Here is a 24610-nt window from a genome sequence, read left to right on the forward strand (position 1 = left end):
TCAGTCTGTGGTCGCCAGCGTCGTCGGCGCAGGTCCGGGCTGCTGGACGGGCCGATGAAACAGTCGCTCGAGCCATAAGTATATGACCGGTGTAGTGAACAACGTCAGCGCCTGGCTCACCAGCAGGCCGCCGACCACTGCAATGCCCAACGGCTGGCGCAGTTCTGCGCCGGGGCCGGAGCCGAGCATCAGCGGCAGGGCGCCCAGCAGGGCGGCCAGGGTGGTCATGATGATCGGGCGAAATCGGGTCAGGCATGCCTGGAAAATCGCTTCCTGGGGCGTCAAGCCACCCTTGCGCTGGGCGTCGAGAGCGAAGTCGATCATCAGGATGCCGTTTTTCTTGACGATGCCGATCAGCAGCACCAGCCCGATCAGCGCCATGATCGAAAAATCCTGGCCCAGCAACCACAGCATGACCAGCGCGCCGAGGCCGGCCGAGGGCAGGGTGGAGATGATCGTCAATGGATGCACGAAACTCTCGTAGAGCACGCCGAGGATGATGTACACCGCCAACAGTGCGGCGAGGATCAGCCATGGCTGGCTGGCCAGGGAACTTTGGAACGCCTGGGCCGCGCCCTGGAAGTTGCCGGTAATGGAGGCCGGCATGCCGACCTCGTTCTTGGCCTGGTCGAGCATGCGCACCGCATCCCCCAATGCCACGCCGGGCGCCAGGTTGAACGACAGGTTGGCGGCCGGGAACATGCCGTCATGGGCAATGGACAGCGGGCCGTTGGTCGGCGCATCGAAGCGGGCCAGGGCCGAGAGCGGGACCATCTCTCCACTGAGCGGCGAGCGCAAGTAGAAATAGGCCAGGCTCTCGGCCTTGCCGCGTTGCGCGGTGTCGAGCTCCAGGATCACGTTGTACTGGTTGGTTTCAGTCTGGAATTCGTTGATCTGCCGCTGGCCGAAGGCGTCGTACAGGGCCTGGTCGACATCGCTGGCGGTGAGGCCAAAGCGCGCCGCCGCGCTGCGGTCGATGTTGATGTGGGTGATGCTGCCGCCCAGTTGCAGGTCGTTGGAGATGTCCCGGAACGCGGGGTTACCGCGCAGCCTGTCGGTGAGTTTTTGTGTCCAGGTGTTCAGCGTCGGTCCGTCGTTGCTCTTGAGCACGTATTGATACTGGGCGCGGCTCGGACCGGGACTGAGGTTGATGTCCTGCCCGGCCCTCAGGTACAGCACCACGCCGGGGATGCCCAGCAGTTTGGGGCGGATCCGGTCGATGAACGCGCTGGCCGACACGTCACGCTGATCCTGGGGCTTGAGGGCGATCCAGAAGCGACCATTGGCGATGGTCTGGTTGGAACCCGAGACGCCGACAGCGTGAGAAAAGCTCTGCACCGCCGGGTCGGCGGCGACGATCTCGGCCAGGGCCTTGTGTTTGGCCACCATGTCCGGGAATGACACGTCGGCGGCGGCTTCGCTGGTGCCCAGCACCAGGCCGGTGTCTTGTACCGGGAAGAAACCCTTGGGAATGAATACGTAGCCCGCCACTGCCAGCACCAGGCTCACGCCGAACACGCCGATCATCAGCCTCTGATGGGCCAGGGCCCAGCGCAGTGTCCGTTCATACCCACCCAGCAGGCGTTCGCCGAAACTTCGCTTGCCATGGGCATGAGGCGTCGGGGCGCGCATGAACAGCGCGGCCAGGGTCGGTGCCAGGGTCAGGGACACCACCACCGAAATCAGGATGGTCGAAGTGGCGGTCAGGGCAAACTCCTTGAACAGACGCCCGACCACGCCGCCCATGAAGAGCAAGGGAATGAACGCGGCTATCAGCGAAAAACTGATGGAGATCACCGTGAAGCCGATTTCGCCAGCTCCTTTGATCGCCGCTTCGCGCATGCCATCACCCGCCTCCAGGTGCCGGTGAATGTTCTCCACCACTACAATCGCATCGTCCACCACGAACCCGACCGAGATCACGATAGCCACCAGGGTCAGGTTGTTCAGACTGAAGCCCATCACATACATCAGGGCGAAACTGGCGATCAGCGACACGCCCAGGACCGCTGAGACAATCAGGGTCGCCGAGAGCTGGCGCAGGAACAGCGCCATCACCGCCACCACCAGCAGCACCGCGATCAGCAAGGTGATCTCCACCTCATGCAGCGAAGCGCGGATAGTCTGTGTACGGTCGTTCAGTACCTTGACTTGCACGGCCGCAGGCAGCATGGCTTCCAGGGTCGGCAAGGCTGCCTGGATGCGGTCGACGGTGTCGACGATGTTCGCCCCCGGCTGACGGAAAATCACCAGGTTGAGCCCCGGTTGCTCATCGGACCAGGCCTGAATGTAGGCGTCTTCCGAACCATTGATGACTTTGGCGACGTCCTTGAGATGAACCGGTGCCCCATCCTTGTAGGACACGATCAACTCACCATATTCCTCCGGCTGGAACAGCTGATCGTTGGTGGACAGGGTGGAAACGCTCGACTCGCCGTAAAGCGCCCCCTTGGCCAGGTTGAGGCTGGCCTGCTGGAGCGCCACGCGAATGTCGGCCAGGGTCAGACCGATGGCGGCGAGTCGGTCCGCCGAGGCCTGTACCCGGATCGCCGGACGTTGCTGGCCGGTGATGTAGATTTGTCCCACGCCATCGATCTGGCTGAGTTGCCGGGCGAGCAGGGTTTCGACGTAGTCGCTCAATTCGGTGCCGGGCATCAGGCTGGAGCTGATGCTGAGGATCAACACCGGGCTGTCGGCCGGATTGACTTTGCGCCAGGTGGGCAGATTCGGCATGTCCTGGGGCAGTTTGCCGGAGGCGGTATTGATGGCCGCTTGCACTTCCTGGGCGGCGGTGTCGATGCTTTTGTCCAGGCTGAACTGCAAGGTCAGGTTGGTCGAGCCCAGGGCACTGCTTGAGGTCATCTGGGTAATGCCGGAAATGGCGCTGAATTGCACTTCCAGTGGGGTCGCCACCGACGACGCCATGGTTTCGGGGCTGGCGCCGGGCAACAGAGCCCTGACCTGGATGGTCGGGAATTCCGCTTCAGGTAACGGCGCGACAGGCAGGCGAGGAAAGGCGATCAATCCCAGCAGTATCAGGGCGAAGGTCATCAGGACCGTGGCGATGGGATGGTCGATGCACCACGCCGAAACCGAACCGCGGCCCTTCATGGTTTTGGCTCCGACACATTGGCCTGGGCCACTGGGTCACCGAGCACCTGGATGCGGCTGCCCGGCTTGAGCCGTGACTGACCGTCGCTCACCAGTTGATCGCCCGCGCTCACCCCTTTGATGATGTGCAGGTCACTGTCCTGGTAGACCATCACCACCGGTACGCTCTCTACCCGGTCGCCGGTGATTCGGTACACGAAAGGTTGCTCCAGGCCGCGCTGAACCACGGTCGGTGGAACCACCAGGGCGTCCTTGTCGAGTGCGGTCTGGATTTTCAATGTCACCAACTGCCCTGGCCATAGCCGTTGCGCGGCGTTGCTGAATTCAGCCTTGGCCCGCAGGGTGCCGGTGTTGGCGTTGATCTGGTTGTCGATCAGGCTCAGGCGGCCCTCGCCGAGCATTTCACCGGAGGTCCCATCAGCGCCTATGTAGGCCTGGACCAGCGCTTGCTCGGGGGCGGCCATCAACCGTTGCAAGGTGGGCAGCATTTGTTGGGGCAGGGCGAACTCCACTGCGATCGGGTCGATCTGGGTCACGGTGAACAAGCCCTCGGTGTCGCTGGTGCGCAGGAAGTTGCCTTCGTCCACGTTGCGAATGCCGACGCGACCGGTCACCGGGGAGCGGATCCGGGTGTAGGACAACTGCACCTGGGCGGCATCGATGGCCGCCTGATTGCCCTGGGCGGTGGCCTTGAGCTGGTTGACCAGTGCCTGTTGCTGGTCGTAGGTCTGTTTCGATACGCCGTCGTCGACACTGAGCAATTTGTAACGCTTGAGATTGACCTGGGCGACCGCCAGTTGTGCCTGGCTTTCACCGAGTTGGGCCCTGGCCTGGTCAAGGCTGGCGCGGATCGAGCGGTCGTCGATGGTGGCCAGCAGTTCCCCCTTCTTGACCTGTTGCCCTTCCTTGACCAGCAGTTGAGTGAGGATGCCGTCGATCTGCGGGCGGATCACCACGCTGTGCAGTGACAACACCGTGCCGATGCCACTGGCAAAGCGCGGCACATCCTTTTGCACCACGCTGACGACCCTTACCGGCACGGCCACGGGCGCGCCGGGCTTGGCGGTGACAGGCTTCATGACATACCAGAGGGCGACAGCTGCCAGAGCGACCAGGAGCGCGACGAGCAAGACGGTTTTTTTCTGGATGTGCATGGATGTGGGAGGCCGGTTCAGGACAGAGGGATTTTTATCTTTCTTATATAGCGTTGTGAGGTGGTCAGGAAGGTGACGCCTAACTGACGGGCTTGTCAGTTTTGTCCCGACTTGCTGTCAGACGAGTGAAGGGCCGATTGAATCCGCCCTGCGCGCGCTGGTATCGGGCGGGTATACTGCCGACTTTCGCGGCTCGCTCTCCGGGCCCGACTTGCACGCATTACCCGGAGCTTTACATGACTTCCCCAACACCTTCGCCCGCGGACGAACGCCCGAACGGCGAACAGGCCGACCGGCCCGACAGCGATGTTTCCAGCGGCGAGAGCGTCAACGCGATCCCGACCTTCAAGTTTCCGTTCAAGCCCGGTGAGCTGGCCGCGGCCAAAGGGGCCGGGCAGCAGCCTTGGTACAAGAACGGCGCGAAGAACGGTCATACCAAGACCCCTGGCGCCGCGCCTCCCGGCACGCGTCGCTCGATGGGCAAGCGCTGATATCACCCTTGGAGCACGGGCGCGAAACGCGAAATCAGTTCGCGACCCGTGCACCGGCCAGACTGCCACTCAACTCATAGGCAGTCAGTTCGGCCTGGTGCGCCGCGAGGATTTCCGGCAGCGAGCCGCGCAGGTACTCGACCCAGGTCTTGATCTTCGCATCCAGGTACTGGCGCGAAGGATAGATGGCGTAGAGGTTCAGTTCCTGGGAGCGGTAGTTGGGCATGACCCGCACCAGCGTGCCATTGCGCAAGCCCTCAATGGCGGCATACACCGGCAACACGCCCACGCCCATGCCACTGGTGATCGCGGTTTTCATGGCATCGGCGGAGTTCACCAGGAACGGTGAGTTGCTGATGGTGACCATCTCTTGGCCTTCGGGGCCGTCAAATACCCATTTCTCCAGCGGAATGACCGGGCTGACCAGGCGCAGGCAGGCGTGGTTGAGCAGGTCGCCGGGTTTCTGCGGGCAGCCGCTGGCTTTCACGTAGGCAGGTGATGCGCAGACGATGCTGTAGGTGATCCCCAGGCGCTGGGAGACAAAGCCCGAGTCCGGCAATTCGCTGGCCAGTACGATGGAAACGTCGTAACCCTCGTCCAGGATGTCCGGCACACGATTGGCCAGGGTCAGGTCGAAAGTCACGTCGGGATGGGTTTTACGATAGCGGGCGATGGCATCGATCACGAAATGCTGGCCGATGCCGGTCATGGTATGGACCTTCAACTGCCCGGCAGGACGTGCGTGAGCATCGCTGGCCTCGGCTTCAGCCTCCTCGACATACGCCAGGATCTGCTCGCAACGCAGCAGATAGCGTTTGCCGGCCTCGGTCAGGGCGATGCGGCGGGTGGTGCGGTTGAGCAGGCGGGTTTGCAGATGGGCTTCCAGGTTGGAAACCGCACGCGAAACGTTGGCTGTGGTGGTATCCAGTTGCACGGCAGCGGCGGTGAAACTGCCCGCTTCAGCAACACAGCTGAACGCACGCATGTTTTGCAAAGTGTCCATGGGAGGCTCTCTTGGGAGATGGCAAATTGTGACACGAAGTTACAGCGCAGCGGACCCCGACTAATGGATTATCGCAGTAACGGTAACAAAGATTCGCAGAAAGGTCGGCTTATCGCCGTTCGATGGGGTGCCTAGAATTGCGGCCAATCCTGGATCGCTGATTGCTGTGGGAGCGAGCCTGCTTGCGATGGCGGCATCACATTCCCCTCAATGTGTCTGCCTGGACGCTATCGCGAGCAGGCTTGCTCCCACAGTTGCGTCACCGGGCATTCAGCCTCTTCACGCCTCCCCATCTCAGGAATTTTGCGCAAGTGCCGCGTTGCATCAGCAGAGAGCTGAAGACTCTCAGTGTTTGGCTTTTAACGTTCACCATCAGCGGTTGCATCGGCACGGGAGGGATTGCGCCGCAAGGCCAGGCATTGTCGGCCAATCAACTGGCCACCGATGAAGCGATCCGCGAGGCTGCCCGTGATGCTCACTGGCCCACCGGCCAGTGGTGGAATGCCTATGGCGACCGGCAACTGGATCGCTGGATCGACCTGGCCGTGCATGACAGCCCGAGCCTGGCCCTGGCCGCTGCCCGCGTGCGGCAGGCCAAGGCCATGGCCGGTGTCGTCGAGGCTGCCGAGTCGCTACAGATCAATGGTCAAGCGACCCTCAAGCGCCACAACTGGCCCACCGATCAGTTCTATGGCCCTGGCGAGTTGGCCGACACCACCACTTGGGACAATAACGCGGGCCTGGGCTTGAGCTATGCGCTGGACCTGTGGGGCCGCGAGCGCAACGCCAGTGAGCGGGCCGTCGACCTGGCTCATGTCAGCGTGGCCGAGGCGCGGCAGGCGCAGTTGGAGTTGCAGAACAACATCGTGCGCACCTATATCCAGTTCGCGTTGCACTATGCCCAGCGCGATATCGTCGTGGCGACCCTCCATCAGCAGGAGCAGATTCTCGAACTGGCGCAAAAGCGTCTGGACGGCGGCATCGGCACCCATTTCGAAGTCAGCCAGGCCCAGGCGCCACTGCCTGAGACCCATCGGCAACTCGACGCCCTCGACGAAGCCATTGCCTTGAGCCGCAATCAACTGGCGGCGCTGGCGGGCAAAGGGCCAGGAGACGGGGCGCGGCTGCAGCGCCCGACCCTGGCCCTCGGTGCGCCCTTGAAGTTGCCGTCGGCCTTGCCCGCCGAATTGCTCGGCCAGCGTCCGGACGTGGTGGCCGGGCGTTGGCAAGTGGCCGCTCAGGCACGGGGTATCGATGTCGCGCGTGCCGGGTTTTATCCCAATGTCGACCTGGTGGGCAGTATCGGCTACATGGCGACCGGTGGCGGGGCGCTGGAGTTCTTGACCGGCAAGAAGCTCAACTACAGCGTCGGACCGGCCATCACACTGCCGATTTTCGACGGTGGGCGCCTGCGCTCACAGTTGGGGGAGGCGGCGGCCGGTTATGACATCGCCGTGGCCCACTACAACCAGACGCTGGTCGATGCACTCAAGAGCATTTCCGATCAGTTGATCCGCCGTGAGTCCATGGACAAGCAACACGTCTTCGCTGCTGAGTCGGTGGCCGCCGCGCAACGCACCTACGACATCGCGATGGTTGCGTTCCAGCGCGGGCTCACTGACTACCTCAACGTGCTCAACGCCCAAAGCCTGTTGTTCAAGCAGCAACAGGTGCAGCAGCAAGTGGAGGCGGCGCGCCTGACGGCCCACGCCGACCTGGTGACGGCGTTGGGCGGTGGCCTGGACGCCGGCAAGGACATCCCTGACTTGAGCCATGTTGAGTAGTTCTATTGTGATGTCTTTATTCGCTCCTGCCCGCTGGCTGTACCGCCTCGAATGGCGCCGTGGTTTCTTCGACTGGGCTCGCAGCGACGGTGTGACGTGGGTCTACATTTTCAAAGTGCTGCTCGCCGCCTTCCTGGCATTGTGGCTGGCGATGCGTCTGGAGCTGCCGCAACCGCGCACGGCCATGATCACGGTGTTTATCGTCATGCAGCCCCAGAGCGGGCAGGTGTTCGCCAAGAGTTTCTATCGCTTGCTCGGCACGCTGGCCGGCTCGGCGGTGATGGTGGCGCTGATTGCCTTGTTCGCCCAGAACACCGAACTGTTTCTGGGCAGTCTGGCGATCTGGGTCGGCGTCTGTTCAGCGGGCGCGGCGCGTTATCGCAACTTCAGGGCCTATGGTTTTGTGCTGGCCGGCTACACCGCGGCCATGATCGGTCTGCCGGCCCTGGCTCATCCGGAAGGCGCGTTCATGGCGGCGGTCTGGCGTGTGCTGGAAATTTCCCTGGGGATTCTCTGCGCGACCCTGATCAGCGCCGCGATCTTGCCGCAAACCGCCAGCGCCGCCATGCGCAACGCCCTGTACCAACGCTTTGGAGTGTTCGCCCTGTTTGTCACGGATGGCTTGCGTGGACGCAGCAAACGCGAGGCATTCGAGGCGCGTAACGTCGGTTTCATTGCCGAAGCCGTGGGCCTGGAAAGCCTGCGCAGCGTGACGGTGTTCGAAGACCCGCACATGCGTCGGCGCAACGGTCGGCTCAGCCGCTTGAACAGCGAGTTCATGGGCATCACCACCCGATTCAACGCCTTGCACCAGTTGCTCGAACGTCTACGCAGCCGCGGGGTGGATCATGTGGTGAATGCCATTAAACCGGGTCTGCTAACGTTGGCCGAGTTGCTGGACGGTTTTAGCGCCCGCGCCTTGACCGATAAAGACGCCGCGCGCCTGGCGGCGGAGCTGGCAACCTATAAAGCCGATTTGCCGGCACAGGTCCGCAGGCTGCGTGGGGTGTTCGAAGAAACAGATCCGAGCGAGGCAGAACGGCTGGATTTCCACACCGCCTATGAGCTGCTGTATCGCTTCGTCGATGACTTGCACGGCTACGCCCAGACCCATGCGTCGCTGGCTGATCATCGCCACGAACGCGAGCAATGGGACCAACCTTTCATGCCGCAGACCAACGGTCTGGCGGCTGCGGCGTCGGGGTTTCGGGCAGCGTTCATCCTGCTGGTGCTGGGCAGCTATTGGGTCGCCACGGCCTGGCCGAGCGGTGCGACCATGACGATGATTGCCGCCGCCACGGTGGGCTTGTCGGCCGCCACGCCCAACCCCAAACGCATGGCGTTCCAGATGGCGTGTGGCACGCTGCTCGGGGCCTTGATCGGTTTCGTCGAGATGTTTTTCATCTTCCCGCTGATCGATGGCTTTCCCTTGCTCTGCGTGATGTTGGCGCCGGTGATCATGTTGGGCTCATTCCTCAGCTCGCGACCGCAATACGCCGGGGTCGGGTTGGGGTTGTTGATCTTCTTCTGCACAGGCTCGGTGCCCGACAACCTGACGGTCTACAACCCCTACACCTTCATCAACGATTACCTCGCGATGATCCTTGGCATGCTGGTATGTGCCGCTGCCGGGGCAATCATTCTGCCGCCCAACAGTCGCTGGTTGTGGCGCCGGCTCGAACAAGACCTGCGCGAGCAGGTGGTGTTTGCCATCAGCGGCCGGCTCAAGGGCCTGGCCTCGGGCTTTGAAAGTCGCACCCGGGACTTGCTGCATCAGGCTTATGGGCTGGCGGCGGGGCAACCTGGGGTGCAGCGGGATCTGTTGCGCTGGATGTTTGTGGTCCTGGAAGTCGGCCACGCGATTATCGAATTGCGCAAGGAACAGGCGATCTTGCCCGTGCATCCGGCCTATGCCCCAAGCCAGCCCTGGCGCCAGGCGATCCGCGTGATGGGGCGGGCGTTGGTGCGGCTGTTTCGTCAGCCCGGCCAGAGCAATCTGGAGCGCGCCCTGCTGGCGGTCGACCATGCCATCAGCCGCGTACAGGCCAGTGACGAACCCTTCGCCCCGCATTTCGACACCTCAGCCCTGCGCCGGGTGAAAAGCTACCTGCATTTCATCCGCACCTCGCTGTTGGACCCGCAATCGCCATTGGCGGCCTACGCCAGGCCGCTGCCCCAGGAACCCGAACATGCCTCGTGAAATCGCCTTCCATGGCGTGTACATGCCCACCATGACCCTGATGTTTTTCATCGCCGCCGCCCTGGCCTGGGCCCTGGATCGTTTTCTGTCGGGGTTGGACCTGTACCGCTTCTTCTGGCACCCGGCGCTGCTGCGCCTGAGTCTGTTTACCTGCCTGTTTGGCGCGCTGGCGCTGACGGTCTACCGTTGAGATCAATGCGATGAAAAAGTTTTTCAGCCTGCTTGCGACGCTGTTGGTGCTGGCCCTTGCCCTGTGGATCGGCCGGGTGTTGTGGGTGCACTACATGAACACTCCGTGGACCCGTGATGGTCGGGTACGCGCCGACATCATCAACGTCGCCGCCGACGTCAGTGGTGAGGTGGTCGAGGTACCGGTGCGTGATAACCAGTTGGTAAAAAAGGGCGACCTGCTGATGCGCATCGACCCCGAGCATTACCGCATTGCGGTGAAACAGGCTCGCTCTTTGGTGGCCTCGCGCAAGGCGACCTGGGAAATGCGCAAGGTCAACGCGCATCGGCGTGCCGACCTGGACAGCCTGGTGATCTCCCGGGAAAACCGTGACGACGCCAGTAACATTGCCGACTCGGCCCTGGCCGATTACCAGCACGCCCAGGCGCAACTGGAGGCCGCCGAACTGAATCTCGCCCGTACCCAGGTCCGCGCGGCGGTGGACGGTTATGTCACCAACCTCAACGTGCATCGGGGCGACTATGCGCGCATCGGCGAGGCGAAAATGGCCGTGGTGGACATGAATTCGTTCTGGGTCTACGGCTTCTTCGAAGAAACCAAGCTGCCCAAGGTGCGGGTCGGTGATTCAGCGCAGTTGCAGTTGATGAGCGGCGAGGTGCTCAAGGGGCATGTGGAAAGCATCTCGCGGGGCATCTACGACCGTGACAACCCCGCAAGCCGCGAGTTGATCGCCGATGTGAACCCGACCTTCAACTGGGTTCGCCTGGCGCAGCGGGTGCCGGTGCGGATCCATATCGACGAAGTGCCGGACGGCGTGCTGCTGGCGGCGGGGATGACCTGTACGGTGGTGGTCGAGCCCAAACCGAGCGCTGACGCCCACGGATAATTGTGGGCGCGAGCCTGCTCGCGATAGCGGTGTTTCAGTGGGCAAGGAGGTTGGTTGTGCCGTCGCTATCGCGAGCAGGCTCGCTCCCACAGGGTTTCATGCGTGTTTACCCTGTGTTTTACAGCGACCCACCCAACCCGAACCGCTTCATCAAGCCTTTTTCCAGCAACCCCTTGGGCAGCAAACCGGCCATCAACGGCAACGCCCGGCTGCCATTGCCCAAGCGCAGCAGGCGCGGGGGCCTGGGTTGCTGCACGGCCTTGAGCAGTCCTGCGGCAAAATCGCTGGCCGGGGTCGGGTTGTCCTGGGACGCCTTGGCGCGGCTGCGGATGCCGTCGCGCAGAGGCCACCAAGGTGACTGTTCGCTGATCAGTTGCTCGGCTTCATGGCCGGCATTTTTGGCAAAGCTGGAGGCGATGGCGCCGGGCTGGACTTCCATCACGCGGATCCCGAACGGTGCCAGTTCCATGCGCAGCGCATCGCTCAAGGCATGCACCGCCGCTTTCGAGGCGCAATAGGCGCCAGCAAATGGCGTCACCAGTACGCCGGAAACGCTGCCGATGTTCACCACCAATCCCTTGGCCCGGCGCAGCACCGGGAATAGTGCGCGGGTCACTCCGACGACCGCGAACACGTTGGTTTCGAACTGGCGCTGCATGGCCGGCACACCACCGTCCAACAATGGACCCATGGCGCCGTAGCCGGCATTGTTGATCAGCACATCGAGACCGCCGTGTTGTTGGTTGATGCGTTCGCTCAACTGTTCCAAGGCCGGGCCATCATTGACGTCCAGTTGTACGGCGGTAAACCCGGCAGCACTGAGCAGCGCCACGTCCTCATCCTTGCGTGCACTGGCCCATACTTGATAGCCGGCGGCCTTGAAGGCATCGGCGAGGGCGCGGCCGATGCCGCTGGAACATCCGGTAATCAACGCAACGGGCATAGCCATTCCTTATGCAAACAGTGAGAGGGGATCAGTTGGAGAAGCTGCCTTGCAATCGTTCGGCGCGAAACTCCAGGGTTTGTGGGCGGTAGCCGGGACGCAGTGGCGGCAGGGGCAGGCAATCCTGCCAGTCCGCGCCGGGCTGCAACTCGCCTGGGCCTCTGTAACGAGGTGCGGTGTACTGATTGTCGGCCAGGTTGATGGTGTCGCCGGGTGCATACGCCGCGATTCGCCAGCGCAGTTCGATCAGCGGTACATCGTTGCCATTGGTCATGTTCAGCAACAGCGGACGGTCGGCCGGGCAGCGTTCGGGGGCGTAAGTGACGCGCAGATCCAGGCGCGCCAGTTGCCGGGTTTCGCGGCTGTCCTCCCAGAGTACCCACGCGGCCACCAGTCCCAGCCCGACGAACGCCGCCAGGGACACCGGCAACGCCTTGGCCGGATAGCGCAGCAGCAGGATGAGCCAGGTGATGACCAGCAAGACGCCGATAAGCATGGTTGAAGCCTCCGTTACCGTCACACCATCCTACCGGAGGGGGCGGGCCGTGGGTATTCATCCGTCTCGGGCCGTCGGTCGCCGCTGTCATATCTGACAGTAGGCAAGGGTTGTCTGCCCTTGTTAGATGCCGTTTACGACGCTGCGGTGCTACGACCAAGAGGTCTGATTAGATGGGCATGGATCAGAGAACCCCGAGGCTGATGGCCTTTGACCCAAGGAATTTACCGGTTCGTTCGGTCGACTATTGGCGCAACATCGAGAACGGGCCCACGCAAGAGCGCGTCACTCGCAGCCTTTTCGATGCCGCCGGTCGTTTGGCAAAACAGTGGGATCCTCGATTGTGGCGCTTGCAACCAGACGATCAGTCGGCGCCGGCCAACCTTACGACGGTTTATTCGCTGTCCGCTGCCGCGCTGCGTACCGATAGCGTCGATGCGGGCAGGCAGATCGATCTGCCTGGGCTCGCCGGCGAGGGTTTGCGGGCGTGGGACGGTCGGGGCACGCATCGCGAGGTGGGCTACGACGACCTGCTCCGTCCCGTGGTGGTGCTCGAACAAGGCGCCGGGCAACTGCGTCGGTGCATGGAGCGGTTGAAGTACGGTTCCCCGGGCCGGGGCGATCGCGACCATAACCAGTACGGGCAGTTGATCCGCCACGATGACCCGGCGGGTAGCGTGCTGCTGGAGTCGTTTTCCCTCACCGCGCAAAACCTTGTCCAGAACCGTCGCTTCATCCTTGATGCCGTCACTCCCGACTGGCCGGAGCCGGAAGCCGAGCGCGAAACACTGCTCGAGCCCGGCGAGGGCGCCCGGTCAACCTGGTGCCTTGGCCCCCAGGGTGACGTGCTGGAGCAAATGGATGCCCTGGGCCATCGACAACGCAAGAGACTGACCCGTGATGGCCGGTTGCATGAAAATCACTTGTTATTAAACGGGCAGGACACATGGCAGCCGCTGGTCAGGGATATCCGTTACAGCGCCGAGGGGCAAATAGAGCAAGAAACGGCCGGTAACGGCGTGCAGACCACACTTCGATACAGTCCCGATGATGGCCGGTTGATGGAACGCCACGCCAGGTGCGCGGAACAGGTGCTGCAAGACCTGTTCTACACCTATGACCCCATGGGTAACGTGCTGAGTATCGAGGACAAGGCCCTGCCGGTGCGCTACTTCGCCAATCAGCGTATCAACCCGATCAGTCGTTTTATCTACGACAGTCTCTACCAATTGCTTGAAGCCAGCGGCTGGGAGGCGGGCGCTGCCAATCAGGGACCGCAGTCCGTTGGTCGCGTCGACCCGGCGGCGGTGAGCAACTACCGGCAGACCTATCGCTACGACGAAAGCGGCAACCTGCTGGAGCTGACCCATGTCGGCGCTCAGAATCATGGCCGCCAGTTGCAAGCGGCCCGCTACAGCAATCGTTGTTTGCCGTACCGCAACGGCGTGCCGCCAACGGAAGATGAAATCTGCGCCGCGTTCGATGCGCGGGGCAATTGTCTGGAACAGGACGAGGGGCGTTTCCTGGCTTGGGATCTGCGCAACCAGTTGAGTTCGGTCACCCCCATCGAACGCGCCTCAAGGCTTAACGACGGTGAGATTTATGTTTACGACGGCAGCGGTCTGCGCGTTCGCAAATTGCGCACTCTGCAAGCCGGTGCCCGGACGCTGACCGCCGAGGTGCGTTATTTGCCTGGGCTGGAACTGCGTGCCGACAGCGGCACTGGGGAGTCTCTCCAGGTCATCATCGTCCAGGGTGGGCTCAACAGTGTGCGGGTATTGCATTGGGAAAGCCCATCACCTGCGGGGGCCAATGACTTCTATCGATACAGTTTTACCGACCAATTGGGTTCGACCAGTCTGGAGCTTGCCCAGGACGGGAGAATCATCAGCCGCGAGCACTTCTATCCTTTCGGCGAGACCGCGTACCTGGCCGGGGAAGATGTGATCGAGGTCAGTTACAAGACGGTTCGTTACTCGGGCAAGGAGCGGGATGCGACAGGGTTCTATTACTACGGCTATCGGTACTACATGCCCGGTCTGCAGCGCTGGCTGAATCCGGACCCTGCGGGAGATATCGATGGGCTGAATCTGTACGCGATGGTGAGCAATAACCCGCTGACTTTTCGGGACGCCGACGGGCTCAACAAGACTGGCAAGTACGAAATAGAAGTGGGCGTAAAAAACCGACTGAAGCTCACAGCGGCAGCGCTTACGAGCAGGGTTGGCGTGTTCAAGGAAGCCACAGGAAAGTTCAGCGATGTGAATGACTTCAAAGTGGTGGAGGTCGGTGCATTCAATGACTATCTGGTGGGAGGGGATGAGGTCAAACAGAATCTACAACGCTACAAGCAACGCTATAAAGCCCTCTCCAGCGAAACATCGAGTTCGAAGGTCGTTGGGCAACCTTCAAACTTCGGTCTGGGGGCAAGCATTTCCAGTTACATGTTGCGCAGTGCCAATGATGTATTCGTGGACGAGCCGATCGATCCGGACGCGTTGAACAGGCACCCTGATTTCGTCGTTGAGCGGCGCTTTTTCGCGGTCATGAAAAAATCCGACAAGTTGAAACCACCTGAAGAGCGACAGATTTATGGTCTGGCCGAATTGAACGCGTTTACAACGAAGGGAAAAACCGAAGTGGATGTTGTGCAAGTGGTCGTCCACCCTGAAACCCAGGATGGCGGGACCTTGAAGAAAGAGGCGTTGGCGCAGGCCACCTCAGTGGCGCGACTGCCGATCCTGAAGGGGGTGGGTACATTCTTGACGGTGCATGCAATCAAGGCCATTTCGAAGGGCGCGGACATCAGAAAAATCAGAACGGACGCGGTCAATCCGCGCTCGGCCAGGATTGCCGAAAAGTTTGATGCCAAGCGAGTGGTCAATCAATAAAAAAGCCCCCACCCAACCCACTGCGGATAGGGGACGCAGTGGGCTGGACGGGGGCTTCTTGTTCTGCTGATCGTTATTGGGCGATGGTTTTCACCGACACGCCGCGTTCGACCGGGGTGGAGCGACCGTAGATGTCTTCGAAGCGTTCGATATCGTCTTCGCCCAGGTAGCTGCCGGACTGCACTTCGATGATTTCCAGCGGGATCTTGCCCGGGTTGCGCAGGCGATGAACCGAGGCGATCGGGATGTAGGTCGACTGGTTTTCGCAGAGCAGGAACACGTTCTCGTCGCAGGTCACTTCAGCGGTGCCGCTGACCACGATCCAGTGTTCGGCGCGGTGGTGGTGCATCTGCAGCGACAGGCATGCGCCCGGCTTGACCGAGATGTGCTTGACCTGGAAACGACCGCCCATGTCCACCGAGTCATAGGAACCCCATGGACGATAGACCTCGCAGTGGTTCTGGGTTTCGGTGCGGCCCTGGGCGTTGAGGGTGTTGACCATTTGCTTGACGCCTTGGACCTTGTCCTTGTGGGCGATCATCATGGCGTCCTTGGTTTCGACCACCACGATGTTGTCCAGGCCGATCACCGACACCAGCTTGCCATTGCCGTGGATCATGCAGTTGCGGCTGTCCTGGACGACGACGTCGCCCTTGGTGACGTTGCCGTTGGCATCCTTGGCGTTGACTTCCCACAGCGACGACCAGCAGCCGACATCGCTCCAGCCGGCCGACAGTGGCACCACGCAGGCGCGCTGGGTCTTTTCCATCACCGCGTAGTCGATGGAGTTGTCCGGGCAGCAGGCGAAAGTGGCTTCGTCAAAGGTGATGGTATCGGCCGTCTGTTCGCTGCGCTCCAGGGTCAGCAGGCAGGTGTCGTAGATGTCCGGATCGTGTTTTTTCAGCTCTTCGAGGAAACGGCTGGCGCGGAACAGGAACATGCCGCTGTTCCAGAAGTAACCACCGGCTTCGACGAACTCGGTGGCGCGCTTGACGTCGGGTTTTTCCACGAAGTGCGAAACGCGGCTCACCCCTTCAGGCAGCAGGGCGTCGTTGGTCGACTTGATGTAGCCATAACCGGTTTCCGGTTTGGTGGCCGGTACGCCGAACAGCACCATTTCGCCACGCTCGGCGGCCACGGTGGCCAGGGCCAACGCACGTTGCAGGGCTTTCTGGTCTTCCAGCACGTGGTCGGCCGGCAGGACCAGCATCAGCTCGTCGCGGCCTTCATTGACCAGCATCATCGCCGTCAGGGCCACGGCCGGCGCGGTGTTGCGCCCGAACGGTTCCATCAGGATGCGCTGGGCTTCCAGCTTGCGGTTGGTCAACTGCTCATTGACGATGAACCGGTGGTCTTTGTTGCAGACCACGATCGGGGTGTCCATGCCTTCGAACACCAGGCGCTCGAGGGTCTGCTGGAACAGGGTGTGTTCGCCGGTCAGGGCCAGGAACTGTTTAGGGAATTGCTTGCGCGAAAGCGGCCAAAGACGTGAGCCGCTACCACCTGACAAGATCACCGGAATCATGTTTGTTACTCCTACAAATCGAAATGGTTTTTAGAGCTACTGCGTTCTGTCGTTTCACTCTCTTGTTGTTGTTCCTGCGGCAGTGGCAAGCCTTGAGCTTCAAGCTGCAAGCAAAAGCTTGCCGCTTGAAGCTGGAAACTTGCCGCTGCTCTTATCGGGTCGACACCGGGCGTTTTACCCACACTGGCGACAGGCTGCTGCCGGAGCCGGTGACGTACAGCACGGCCGCTTCGCCGCGTTCCAGGGCCACGGGCTTGAGGTCGCCGACTTTCTTGTCGCCGTCGAACAGCGCCAGGCTCACTTTCACCGGGTTGATTTCACGCTCGCCACGGCTCTTGGCCGCTACGGTCTTGACCACTTCGGTCTTGCCGTCGGCGGTCTTGAGGGTCAGCGGCTTGTCGCTAAGGTTCTGCACGCGAACCAGGGATTTCTGCTTGTTCTTGAATGGCGGTTCTTCGATCAACTGAGGCTGGCCGCTAGCGTTGTTGACCAGGGTGTAATAGTGATCGGGAGCCAGCTTTACCGGGACGGTCTGGCTGCCGACCTTGGCACTGTAGTCGCCGCCAGGCATGAAGCTGAAGTCGGTGCTGGCCAGTGGTGCTACGTCGCTCAGGTTGGTGCTGCCGACGGTCGCGCTGACTTCGGCGTTGCTGGCGTTGTAGATCCGCACGAAGCTCGACCCTTTTGGCGCAACCGGGCCATACAGGGCCGAGTCACCTCCGGCAAAGGCAGACAGTGAAAGGGCGCTCATGCTGGCAACCAGGGCAACGGCCTTGAGGGAGCGAGCGGCGAGACGGCGAGGAGTTGTAGTGAAAGTCATGGTGGACCTCTCTTTCAGTTTTGCGCCCGGTCGGGCGTCTCGGATGGGGTGTTGGCGGCTACGTTCTGTTGGCGTGCGCCGGCTTGCTTGAGTTCTGCGACCCACTGCGGGTCGGCGTCACCGATTTCGTTGTTCACAGGCAGATAACGTTCAGGAAACTCCCAGATCAGCACCTGGGGCGGGCTGTTCTTGAAGGCGTCGCTCTTGAGGTAGCTGAGCATCGGCAGAATCGGGCCATGGCCGTCTTCGGCGTAGTTCACGACGTCGCTGTTCAGGGCCTGCTTGAGGGCACCGACGAAGTTCCAGGTGGGGTTGGCGCTGTAGCTGGTGCCGATCAGCGCCACGGGCACTTGGGCATCGGCAAACAGCGCGTCGCCTTCGGCCGGCTGATCGTCGGCTTCACGGGTGGTGCGCTTGACCAGCGGCTCCTGGGCTGGCATCAGGTTTTCGAACAGCGGGTCCAGAGGCAGGAACTGACGCAGGTCGCCCTTGTGGATGATTTTTTCCGCTGGCGTTGTCACGAAACGTTGTGGCTCGCCGTTGAGTGGGGTGCGCTCGGCAATCGTCTTCGCCAGCATCTCGGCGGCGACCTGCGCGCCTTCGGGAGTCCAGTGGGTGTCGGTGCGCAGGAACACTTGTTGGCCGTTTTGCTTGGCCTGTTGCATCGGGCCGAGCAGGTCAGGGGCCAGGATCTTGTCTGCCGCCACACGGGCATGGAAATCCTGATAGAGGTTGGCGTGAATGCTGGACGGCTTCACTTCACCCAAGTGTTCCGGGTAGAGGCGCGCCTTGGCTGGCACGATCGCCATCACCAGGGTAATGCCCTGTTCCTTGAGCTTCTGGCGCACGCCTTCGACCAGCGCGTAGTTGCCTTGCAGGTTTTGCTCTTCGTTGACGATCGGATTGAACTCTTCGTCGCTGTACAGCCACTGATCGCGACCCAGGACCACGCCTTTGCGGCCCTCGTTGAACAGCTTGTAGTCCAGTGCCGCCCAGATGTTGGTGCCCAGGCGCTTGATCGGGAACTCGTCGTCGTAGTGCGTCTCGACGGCTTTGCTCCAACGACCGTTGAGCACGGTCGCATCGGGGTTGGTGCTGAAGCCGAAGAAGCTGCGCACCGACCACAGGCCCAGGACCGTCAAGGTCAGCAGGAACAGTGCGATGTAGAAGATGCGTAATGAGCGGGTCATGTTCAGATCCCTCAGAACTGGAAGTAAAGGAACGGCGAGAAGCTTTGCGCCGAGAGTTTGAGAATCGAGGCGATGAACAGCACCAGCACCAGCGTGCGCATCACGTAGCGCGGCCAGTCAGCGACCCAGTACGCCGGTTGCACCTGGGCTTCGACGCCCACGGTGTAGCCCGGTTGATGAATGCTCGACGGGTTGTCGCCCGGTACAGCCTTGATCAGTCCAGGTTGTGCAGTGGCCGGGCCATCGGCCTCGGTGTTCACTTCAGGCTTGGTCTTGACCGGTGGACGATTGGTGTAGAGATCGCGCAGGCCAAAGAAGGCGAGGGTGGCGTAGGCCACCGCCAGCGTGGCGATTTGCAGGCCGGTGAGGTTGGCACGGGTCAGTTCCGACAGCGACAAGTCACCGAAGCTGAACATGGCGCCATACATGCGGCCGGCCACGTGCAGGTTTTCGGCACGGAAGATCACCCAGCCCATCACCACCAGCAGGAACGTCAGTGCCCAACGGATCGGGTTGATGCTGCGTGGCGTGGTGTTGATACCCACCGCTTTTTCGATGGCCAGCCACATACCGTGCCAGGCACCCCAGATCACGTAGGTGATGTTCGCGCCGTGCCACAGACCACCGAGCAGCATGGTCAGGAACAGGTTGCGATAGGTCATCAGCGTGCCTTTGCGATTGCCGCCCAGGGTGATGTAGAGGTAATCGCGTAGCCAGGTCGACAGGCTGATGTGCCAGCGCCGCCAGAACTCGGTAATCGACTGGCTGATGTAGGGCTGCTTGAAGTTCTCCATGAAACGGAAGCCCATCATCAAGCCCAGGCCGATGGCCATGTCGCTGTAGCCGGAGAAGTCGAAGTACAGTTGCGCGGTGTAGGCCAGGGCGCCGAGCCAGGCATCGCCCGTGGTCGGGTTCTCCAGGGCAAAGCAATGATCGGCCACCACCGCCAGGGTGTCGGCGATGAACACCTTCTTGATGAAGCCCTGCATGAAGCGCGTGCAGCCTTCGGAGAACTTGTCCAGGGTGTGGGTGCGGTTGTTGAACTGATCGGCCAGGTCGCGGAAACGCAACACGGGGCCGGCGATCAGGTGCGGGAAGATCGCCACGAACGCTGCGAAGTCGATCAGGTTGTGGGTCGCCGGGGTATCACCGCGATACACGTCGATGATGTAGCTGATGGACTCGAAGATGTAGAACGAGATCCCGATCGGCAACAACACGTGGGTCAGGATGAACGGATTGAGACCGAAGCCGGTAATGATCGCGTTGAGGCTGTCCACACCGAAGTTGGCGTACTTGAAGTAGCCCAGGATGCACAGATCCACACCCACGCCGAGCAACAGCCAGCGCTGGGCGGGTTTGGTGCGCACGCCGGCGGCGCCGACTTTCAGGCCGATCCAGTAGTTCCACAGGGTGACGCCGGCGAACAGCGCAAGGAAGTCCACGCGCCACCAGGCATAGAACACATAGCTGGCCAGCAATAACAGCAGGTTGCGATAGCGTTGCCCGCTCAAGTAGTACAAGCCGAGAAAGATCGGCAAGAACAGGAACAGGAACACATTGGATGAAAATACCATCCCGATCTCTCCATGTTGAATCAACAGTCAAGGGCCAGAGCCCCCCCAACCCCCCCCATGAAAACCGGGAGGTTTTATTACATTTCAGACGCTTTGCTCCCACAGCTCCCCTGCCAGGCAGGGGATACGGCATCAGCTACCTTTTTCGCCTTTTTCCCATGACGGGTCGTACACCTTGGTCAAGTCCCCGCCGAGGCGGAACGTCTTGAACGGTTGCATTTCATGCTTGCGTTCCAGCACATCCTCGGGGCATGTGTAGAGGCTGCAGAACGGTTCCAGCCAGGCGAACTTGGAATCGATTTTCAGATCCTTCATGTCCTGCTCATCGCCGTTCTTGTCTTCGAATATCTCCGGGTCTTTCACCCCGGCCAGCACCTGGTCACCCAGGCGCTTGAGGGCGCCGTTGTTTTCCTGGCGCAGGTCCACGCCGTTGACCTGGGCGAAACTGGCGATCATCGCCAGGGGCGGCAGGGCATAGTTGTGATAGGACAGCGCCCGTTGCTTGCGCTTGAGTTCGTTGGGCAAGAAGCCCTCGGCGTCGACTTGGTTGACGCCGACCTTGTATTCCTTGACGGCCCAATCGAACAGGTCGCGGCGGTTGGTCGCCACGGCGGTGGCCATCACCGACCAGGCGGCCCAGTAGGAGTGGTTGTTGATTTTTTTCAGCGGCAGGTTGTCCCAGTCGCTCACCACCTGATCGGCCATCTTGCTGAACCAGCCTTCGATCAGTTGCGCCTGCTCCTGGTGATTGGCCAGTGGGCGAGACTCGGAGAACTTCAGGCGTACGTAGGCCGAAGCCATGCTTCCCAGGGCCCATTTGCGCATGGACTTGCCGGTGTGGTTGAAGTCCTTGGACATCAGCGCATCGGCCTTGGCCCAGGCGGTCAGCCAGTTCAGGGTGCATTCCAGCTGCTCGGGGCGGCCGTCACGCATGAATTGCATCACTTGTTTGCTGACGCCGCGTTCGATCCGGGTGATGTCGGAAGTGGCATCACGGAAGGCTTTTTCCGATTTCACGTTCAGCGTTGCGCGGGCCTTGTCGGAACCCTCGTACTTGCTGCGAAATTGCAGGGCGCCCGTGTAGGGCGTTGGTACTGCCTCGCAGCGCTCGTCAGAGCTGCCCGTCTTGAATTTTTCAATCGGTGCGAAGTAACCCTGGGGCGGGCGTAGCGGGGCCGCGGCCTGCGTCGCGCCGGCGAATATCGCCAGGGTCAGCAGGGACGGCGCCAGCAGCGTTTTCAACGTTCGGGTGCGCATGGTTCTAGTCATGAGACGAGACCTCATTGTCCGATTTGAGCCGTTTGTTGCCCGGCTTGCGGAGATGCGTTGCGTTTGCAGACTTTCGCTTCGATTTGCTGTGGCTCGGCACCGGCTTCAGGTCCCTGGACTTCTACAGCCAGCAGGTTCTGGGAAGCCCAGTCCTCGTCGGTGCGCAATTGGAAGGCGAAACGTCCGTCGGTTTCGGAAGTGTCCGGTTTTTCGATCTTGATATCCTCGTGGCGCCCATTCATGTACCAGAGGGTGGCTTGTAAGGTTTTCACCGACGTATCGGCGAAGCGGATATCGATCTGGTGGCTGCCGTTACGCAGGTCCATGTTCTTGCTGTTGACCATCAATTCGTTCTTGCCGGGCTTGAGGGCAGTCTTGCTGCTCATCAGCGCGGGCTTGCCTTCGCAACCGTTGTTGTCCAGCAGCGCCATCATCTGGCGATAGATGGTTTCCTGGTCCAAGCGATACAGCGGCGAGAATTCCCAGATGAGGATTTTCGGCGGGCTCTTCTGGAATTCTTCGCTGCCCAGGTACTGGATCATCGCGCCTTCCAGACCGCCGCCGGGGAAGGCGACGTTGAGGACGTCGGCGCCGATGGCTTCTTGAAGGAAGCCGGCGAAGTTGTAGTTCTTGCCGCTGTGACTGGTGCCCACGAGGGTGATTTGCGGATCACTGGAGTCGCCGAACAGGTCGCCGTCGCCGGCCTCGCCTTTAGGCTCGGTGGTGAACTGGTCCATGTACTGGACCGCGTAGCTGGTGCCGCACAGCTGGCCGGCCATGTTGTGCAGGGTGCCGGTCTTGCCCATGCGGCCGGACTTCTTGGTCTCGAACTCACGCTTGGGAATGTCGGCAAAGGCCGGGATCTGCTTGACCTTCTCGGCCACGATCTTCGCCGTGCGCTGGGCGCCGTACGGGGTCCAGTGCTGGTCGCCACGGAAGTAGAAATCGTGGGCCGGCAGGGTGTCGGGCAGGTTTTCGTTGGTCAACGGCGACAGGTCCGGCACTACATAACCCATCTGCGCGAAACGCCCGAGCATGCTCTTGTAGTTGGTCAGGGCCTTGTCGAAGTCGTAACTGGCCTTTTCCTGAGGGTTGAGTTTGTTGCGGTTCACCAGGCCCCGGGTCGGTTGATACACAAGCACCAGCTCAACGCCTTTTTTCTTGAACGCGTCGTGCAACTGCTGCATGCGCTTGTAGCCGGCCGGGGTGGTATTGAATTCGGTACGCAGGTCTTCCTGGGTACGGAACAGCCAATCACCCTGGGCCTGTACCAGCGTGGTGAAGTTCTGCTGATAGCGCGTGGTGTAGTTCTTCGCGTCATAAGCAGCCGGGCACAGGTTGCAGCACGGTTCGGCAGTGAACACAGGCGCTGTGGTTTCAGCGGCGCGCGCGCCGCTTGTGGCGGCGAGAATGCCGGCAGTCAGGGCGGACAGGCCCAGAAGTTTGATCATCTGTGGGTTCATAAAGGTCATCCTCAGTCCCGCAATTCAGTCTGGCGTTCGACAGGGTCGATCAGCACGGCTTTCTGCTGGCGCACCAGCAGGTCGAGAATTTCATCCTGGCGCTCGCCCAGGATCCCCGAGAAGCTGATGCCGCTGGATTTGGTCGGCGCGAGCATGGACACGCGGTAGAGCTCAACGCTCAACGGTGAGTCGATGGACAATGGGCCGCTGCCGTTGGCAGCCAGTTCACCGCCGACCACGATCAGCGAGACCTGGGCGTCGAACGGGTCGAGCTTGATGTCCCGGTCGGTGTCGGACAGGTCCTTGATGTGGCCGTAAAGACCGGTCAGGCCGTTGGCCATGGACACGTTTTCGTAAAGGCGGATGTTCACGCTGTTACGAATCCGGATGCCGTGGCGCCGGTTGCTGATCACTTTGTTGCCCCACAACAGGTTGTCACCACTCTCGTAAAGCGTGATGCCGTCGGTGTGGTTCTTGTAGATCTCGTTGTAGGCGATCAGGTTGTTCACGCTGTTACGGTCGATCACCAGGCCCGAGAGTTTGTTGTCGTAGCTGCGGTTGTTGAAAATGAAGCTGTCGTTGACCTCACGGGAAATAATGATCCCGTGCTTCTTCTTGGTCCCGTAGACGGTGTTGTCGGCGATGATCAGCCGATGGGAACGGTCGTGGGGGTCAATGCCGTAGACGATGTTGTCCTTGTAGGTGTTGCCCTTGACCACAAAGTCGTTGGTTTCGTAGCAATAGAAGCCGTACCACATGTCCGAGAACTCGGAATCGATGATCCAGCCGGTCGGTTCCGGGCGCTTGAGGACCTTGGCCATGTTGGGCGTGTACTGGGAAATACTGACCCCGTACGACTTACTGTTGGCGTAGCCGAAGCTGGCCATTTTGGTATTGACGATGTAAGTCTCGGTGCCGCCCCAGGACAGCAGGAACGGACGGAATTCGTTGGCCGAGCGGAACGTGGCGGGGCCATTGTCCTTTTCGCGCCAGCCAGTGACCTTGGTGTCGCGGATGAACATCTTTCCATCGTTGACCAGGAAGGAGCCGCCCTCTTGGGACAGGCGCAGTTCCTGGGTCTGTTGGTCGATTTCCAGAATGCCTTTTTCACCCACCACAATCGGAATCCTGGCCAGGAAGACACCTGGCGAGGTTTCCCTGAGGTACTGCTTGGGCACTTTCTTGGCCAGGTCCTTGAGGTTCATGTAGCCATCGTCGATGAAGATGGCCTGTGGGATGCCGTGCTGGCGCACCACCCACTCGGCCATCTTGTTGTCACCGCCGATGAAGTCCTTCAAGGCGTTTTCCTGCATCATCCTGCGCACGCTGACCTTGCCGGGCTTGCTGCGCACGATCTTGGCCGCGGCCGCTTCGGCGGTGAAGCCTGTGAGGTCGGGCAGGGTCGGCGCAGCCAGTTCCAGCGGAGCGGTCGGCGCGCTGCTGACGGTGTAGGTCTTGGCCTGCTGCAGTTCCTTGACCACGTTGCCCGGTTTGACCACCGGTTCAACGTTGGCGAACGCCGACGAGCCGGCCAGCAGCATCGCTGCGGCCAACAGGCTGATCGAACCTTTCATCGCCTGGCTGTTCCTGAGGTAGCGGTTCATATCGGGCACTCCC

18 protein-coding genes are annotated in these 24610 nt (G+C 61.3%); 6 read left to right on the top strand and 12 right to left on the bottom strand.

Annotated features, from left to right (window positions below; genetic code table 11):
* Positions 1 to 3111, bottom strand: coding sequence for a multidrug efflux RND transporter permease subunit (locus CRX69_RS09340; protein ID WP_107321913.1), 3111 nt, complete (start codon positions 3109 to 3111; stop codon positions 1 to 3).
* The gene (locus tag CRX69_RS09345; protein ID WP_076383618.1) at positions 3108 to 4265 is read right to left on the bottom strand and encodes an efflux RND transporter periplasmic adaptor subunit; all 1158 of its coding nucleotides are present in this window, start codon (positions 4263 to 4265) and stop codon (positions 3108 to 3110) included. The genes CRX69_RS09340 and CRX69_RS09345 overlap by 4 nt, the downstream gene beginning before the upstream one ends.
* A gap of 236 nt (positions 4266 to 4501) precedes the next feature.
* Between CRX69_RS09345 and CRX69_RS09350 the strand changes: the two genes are divergently transcribed.
* The gene (locus CRX69_RS09350) at positions 4502 to 4756 is read left to right on the top strand and encodes a hypothetical protein (protein WP_047228828.1); all 255 of its coding nucleotides are present in this window, start codon (positions 4502 to 4504) and stop codon (positions 4754 to 4756) included.
* 34 nt (positions 4757 to 4790) lie between these two features.
* Here the strand turns inward: CRX69_RS09350 and CRX69_RS09355 are convergent, their stop codons facing one another.
* Complete coding sequence (locus CRX69_RS09355) at positions 4791 to 5759, bottom strand: LysR family transcriptional regulator (RefSeq protein ID WP_047228829.1); 969 nt, start codon at positions 5757 to 5759, stop codon at positions 4791 to 4793.
* A 311-nt stretch (positions 5760 to 6070) separates the two neighbouring features.
* Between CRX69_RS09355 and CRX69_RS09360 the strand changes: the two genes are divergently transcribed.
* Genes CRX69_RS09360 through CRX69_RS09375 form a run of 4 tightly spaced genes read left to right on the top strand, consistent with a single transcriptional unit; the run spans position 6071 to position 10819 of the window.
* The gene (locus tag CRX69_RS09360; RefSeq protein WP_047228830.1) at positions 6071 to 7543 is read left to right on the top strand and encodes an efflux transporter outer membrane subunit; all 1473 of its coding nucleotides are present in this window, start codon (positions 6071 to 6073) and stop codon (positions 7541 to 7543) included.
* 7 nt (positions 7544 to 7550) lie between these two features.
* Positions 7551 to 9743, top strand: coding sequence for an FUSC family protein (locus tag CRX69_RS09365; protein WP_107323248.1), 2193 nt, complete (start codon positions 7551 to 7553; stop codon positions 9741 to 9743).
* Entirely contained in the window at positions 9733 to 9933 is a 201-nt protein-coding gene (locus tag CRX69_RS09370) for a DUF1656 domain-containing protein (RefSeq protein ID WP_024617598.1), read from the top strand. Before CRX69_RS09365 ends, CRX69_RS09370 begins: the two co-directional genes overlap by 11 nt.
* Before the next feature lie 10 nt (positions 9934 to 9943).
* Positions 9944 to 10819: an efflux RND transporter periplasmic adaptor subunit gene (locus CRX69_RS09375; protein WP_107321914.1), complete on the top strand. Its 876-nt coding sequence runs from the start codon at positions 9944 to 9946 to the stop codon at positions 10817 to 10819.
* 118 nt (positions 10820 to 10937) lie between these two features.
* Here CRX69_RS09375 and CRX69_RS09380 read toward each other — a convergent pair whose 3' ends face one another.
* Positions 10938 to 11762 carry an SDR family oxidoreductase gene (locus CRX69_RS09380; RefSeq protein WP_107321915.1) on the bottom strand — a complete coding sequence of 275 codons (825 nt, stop codon included), beginning with the start codon at positions 11760 to 11762 and terminating at the stop codon, positions 10938 to 10940.
* 31 nt (positions 11763 to 11793) lie between these two features.
* Entirely contained in the window at positions 11794 to 12258 is a 465-nt protein-coding gene (locus tag CRX69_RS09385) for a hypothetical protein (protein WP_047228834.1), read from the bottom strand.
* 173 nt (positions 12259 to 12431) lie between these two features.
* On the opposite strand from CRX69_RS09385, the gene CRX69_RS09390 reads away from it, so the two are divergent.
* Positions 12432 to 15149: an RHS repeat domain-containing protein gene (locus tag CRX69_RS09390; protein WP_107321916.1), complete on the top strand. Its 2718-nt coding sequence runs from the start codon at positions 12432 to 12434 to the stop codon at positions 15147 to 15149.
* A gap of 73 nt (positions 15150 to 15222) precedes the next feature.
* Here CRX69_RS09390 and CRX69_RS09395 read toward each other — a convergent pair whose 3' ends face one another.
* From CRX69_RS09395 to algG, 7 genes are all read right to left on the bottom strand, one after another.
* Positions 15223 to 16674: a mannose-1-phosphate guanylyltransferase/mannose-6-phosphate isomerase gene (locus tag CRX69_RS09395; protein WP_047228836.1), complete on the bottom strand. Its 1452-nt coding sequence runs from the start codon at positions 16672 to 16674 to the stop codon at positions 15223 to 15225.
* Positions 16675 to 16825: 151 nt separating this feature from the next.
* Complete coding sequence (locus tag CRX69_RS09400) at positions 16826 to 17494, bottom strand: alginate O-acetyltransferase AlgF (RefSeq protein ID WP_047228837.1); 669 nt, start codon at positions 17492 to 17494, stop codon at positions 16826 to 16828.
* Between the two features lie 14 nt (positions 17495 to 17508).
* A complete protein-coding gene (locus tag CRX69_RS09405) occupies positions 17509 to 18684 on the bottom strand; it encodes an alginate O-acetyltransferase (protein ID WP_107321917.1) in 1176 nt (391 codons plus the stop codon).
* An 11-nt stretch (positions 18685 to 18695) separates the two neighbouring features.
* Positions 18696 to 20261: an MBOAT family O-acyltransferase gene (locus tag CRX69_RS09410; RefSeq protein ID WP_047228839.1), complete on the bottom strand. Its 1566-nt coding sequence runs from the start codon at positions 20259 to 20261 to the stop codon at positions 18696 to 18698.
* A 132-nt stretch (positions 20262 to 20393) separates the two neighbouring features.
* Positions 20394 to 21518, bottom strand: coding sequence for a mannuronate-specific alginate lyase (locus CRX69_RS09415; RefSeq protein WP_047228840.1), 1125 nt, complete (start codon positions 21516 to 21518; stop codon positions 20394 to 20396).
* Positions 21519 to 21541: 23 nt separating this feature from the next.
* The gene (locus tag CRX69_RS09420) at positions 21542 to 22993 is read right to left on the bottom strand and encodes an alginate O-acetyltransferase (RefSeq protein ID WP_076383622.1); all 1452 of its coding nucleotides are present in this window, start codon (positions 22991 to 22993) and stop codon (positions 21542 to 21544) included.
* Positions 22994 to 23004: 11 nt separating this feature from the next.
* Positions 23005 to 24597, bottom strand: coding sequence for a mannuronan 5-epimerase AlgG (algG, locus tag CRX69_RS09425; protein ID WP_047228842.1), 1593 nt, complete (start codon positions 24595 to 24597; stop codon positions 23005 to 23007).
* Positions 24598 to 24610 lie beyond the last annotated feature (13 nt).

It is taken from the genome of Pseudomonas rhizophila (genome assembly GCF_003033885.1).
GTDB lineage: Bacteria > Pseudomonadota > Gammaproteobacteria > Pseudomonadales > Pseudomonadaceae > Aquipseudomonas > Aquipseudomonas rhizophila.

Bases quoted from the DNA above. Each gene is read 5' to 3' on its own strand.
- CRX69_RS09340 (WP_107321913.1), bottom strand. From the start codon at position 3,111: ATGAAGGGCCGCGGTTCGGTTTCGGCGTGGTGCATCGACCATCCCATC.
- CRX69_RS09345 (WP_076383618.1), bottom strand. From the start codon at position 4,265: ATGCACATCCAGAAAAAAACCGTCTTGCTCGTCGCGCTCCTGGTCGCT.
- CRX69_RS09350 (WP_047228828.1), top strand. From the start codon at position 4,502: ATGACTTCCCCAACACCTTCGCCCGCGGACGAACGCCCGAACGGCGAA.
- CRX69_RS09355 (WP_047228829.1), bottom strand. From the start codon at position 5,759: ATGGACACTTTGCAAAACATGCGTGCGTTCAGCTGTGTTGCTGAAGCG.
- CRX69_RS09370 (WP_024617598.1), top strand. From the start codon at position 9,733: ATGCCTCGTGAAATCGCCTTCCATGGCGTGTACATGCCCACCATGACC.
- CRX69_RS09375 (WP_107321914.1), top strand. From the start codon at position 9,944: ATGAAAAAGTTTTTCAGCCTGCTTGCGACGCTGTTGGTGCTGGCCCTT.
- CRX69_RS09380 (WP_107321915.1), bottom strand. From the start codon at position 11,762: ATGCCCGTTGCGTTGATTACCGGATGTTCCAGCGGCATCGGCCGCGCC.
- CRX69_RS09385 (WP_047228834.1), bottom strand. From the start codon at position 12,258: ATGCTTATCGGCGTCTTGCTGGTCATCACCTGGCTCATCCTGCTGCTG.
- CRX69_RS09390 (WP_107321916.1), top strand. From the start codon at position 12,432: ATGGGCATGGATCAGAGAACCCCGAGGCTGATGGCCTTTGACCCAAGG.
- CRX69_RS09395 (WP_047228836.1), bottom strand. From the start codon at position 16,674: ATGATTCCGGTGATCTTGTCAGGTGGTAGCGGCTCACGTCTTTGGCCG.
- CRX69_RS09400 (WP_047228837.1), bottom strand. From the start codon at position 17,494: ATGACTTTCACTACAACTCCTCGCCGTCTCGCCGCTCGCTCCCTCAAG.
- CRX69_RS09405 (WP_107321917.1), bottom strand. From the start codon at position 18,684: ATGACCCGCTCATTACGCATCTTCTACATCGCACTGTTCCTGCTGACC.
- CRX69_RS09410 (WP_047228839.1), bottom strand. From the start codon at position 20,261: ATGGTATTTTCATCCAATGTGTTCCTGTTCCTGTTCTTGCCGATCTTT.
- CRX69_RS09415 (WP_047228840.1), bottom strand. From the start codon at position 21,518: ATGCGCACCCGAACGTTGAAAACGCTGCTGGCGCCGTCCCTGCTGACC.
- CRX69_RS09420 (WP_076383622.1), bottom strand. From the start codon at position 22,993: ATGAACCCACAGATGATCAAACTTCTGGGCCTGTCCGCCCTGACTGCC.
- algG (WP_047228842.1), bottom strand. From the start codon at position 24,597: ATGAACCGCTACCTCAGGAACAGCCAGGCGATGAAAGGTTCGATCAGC.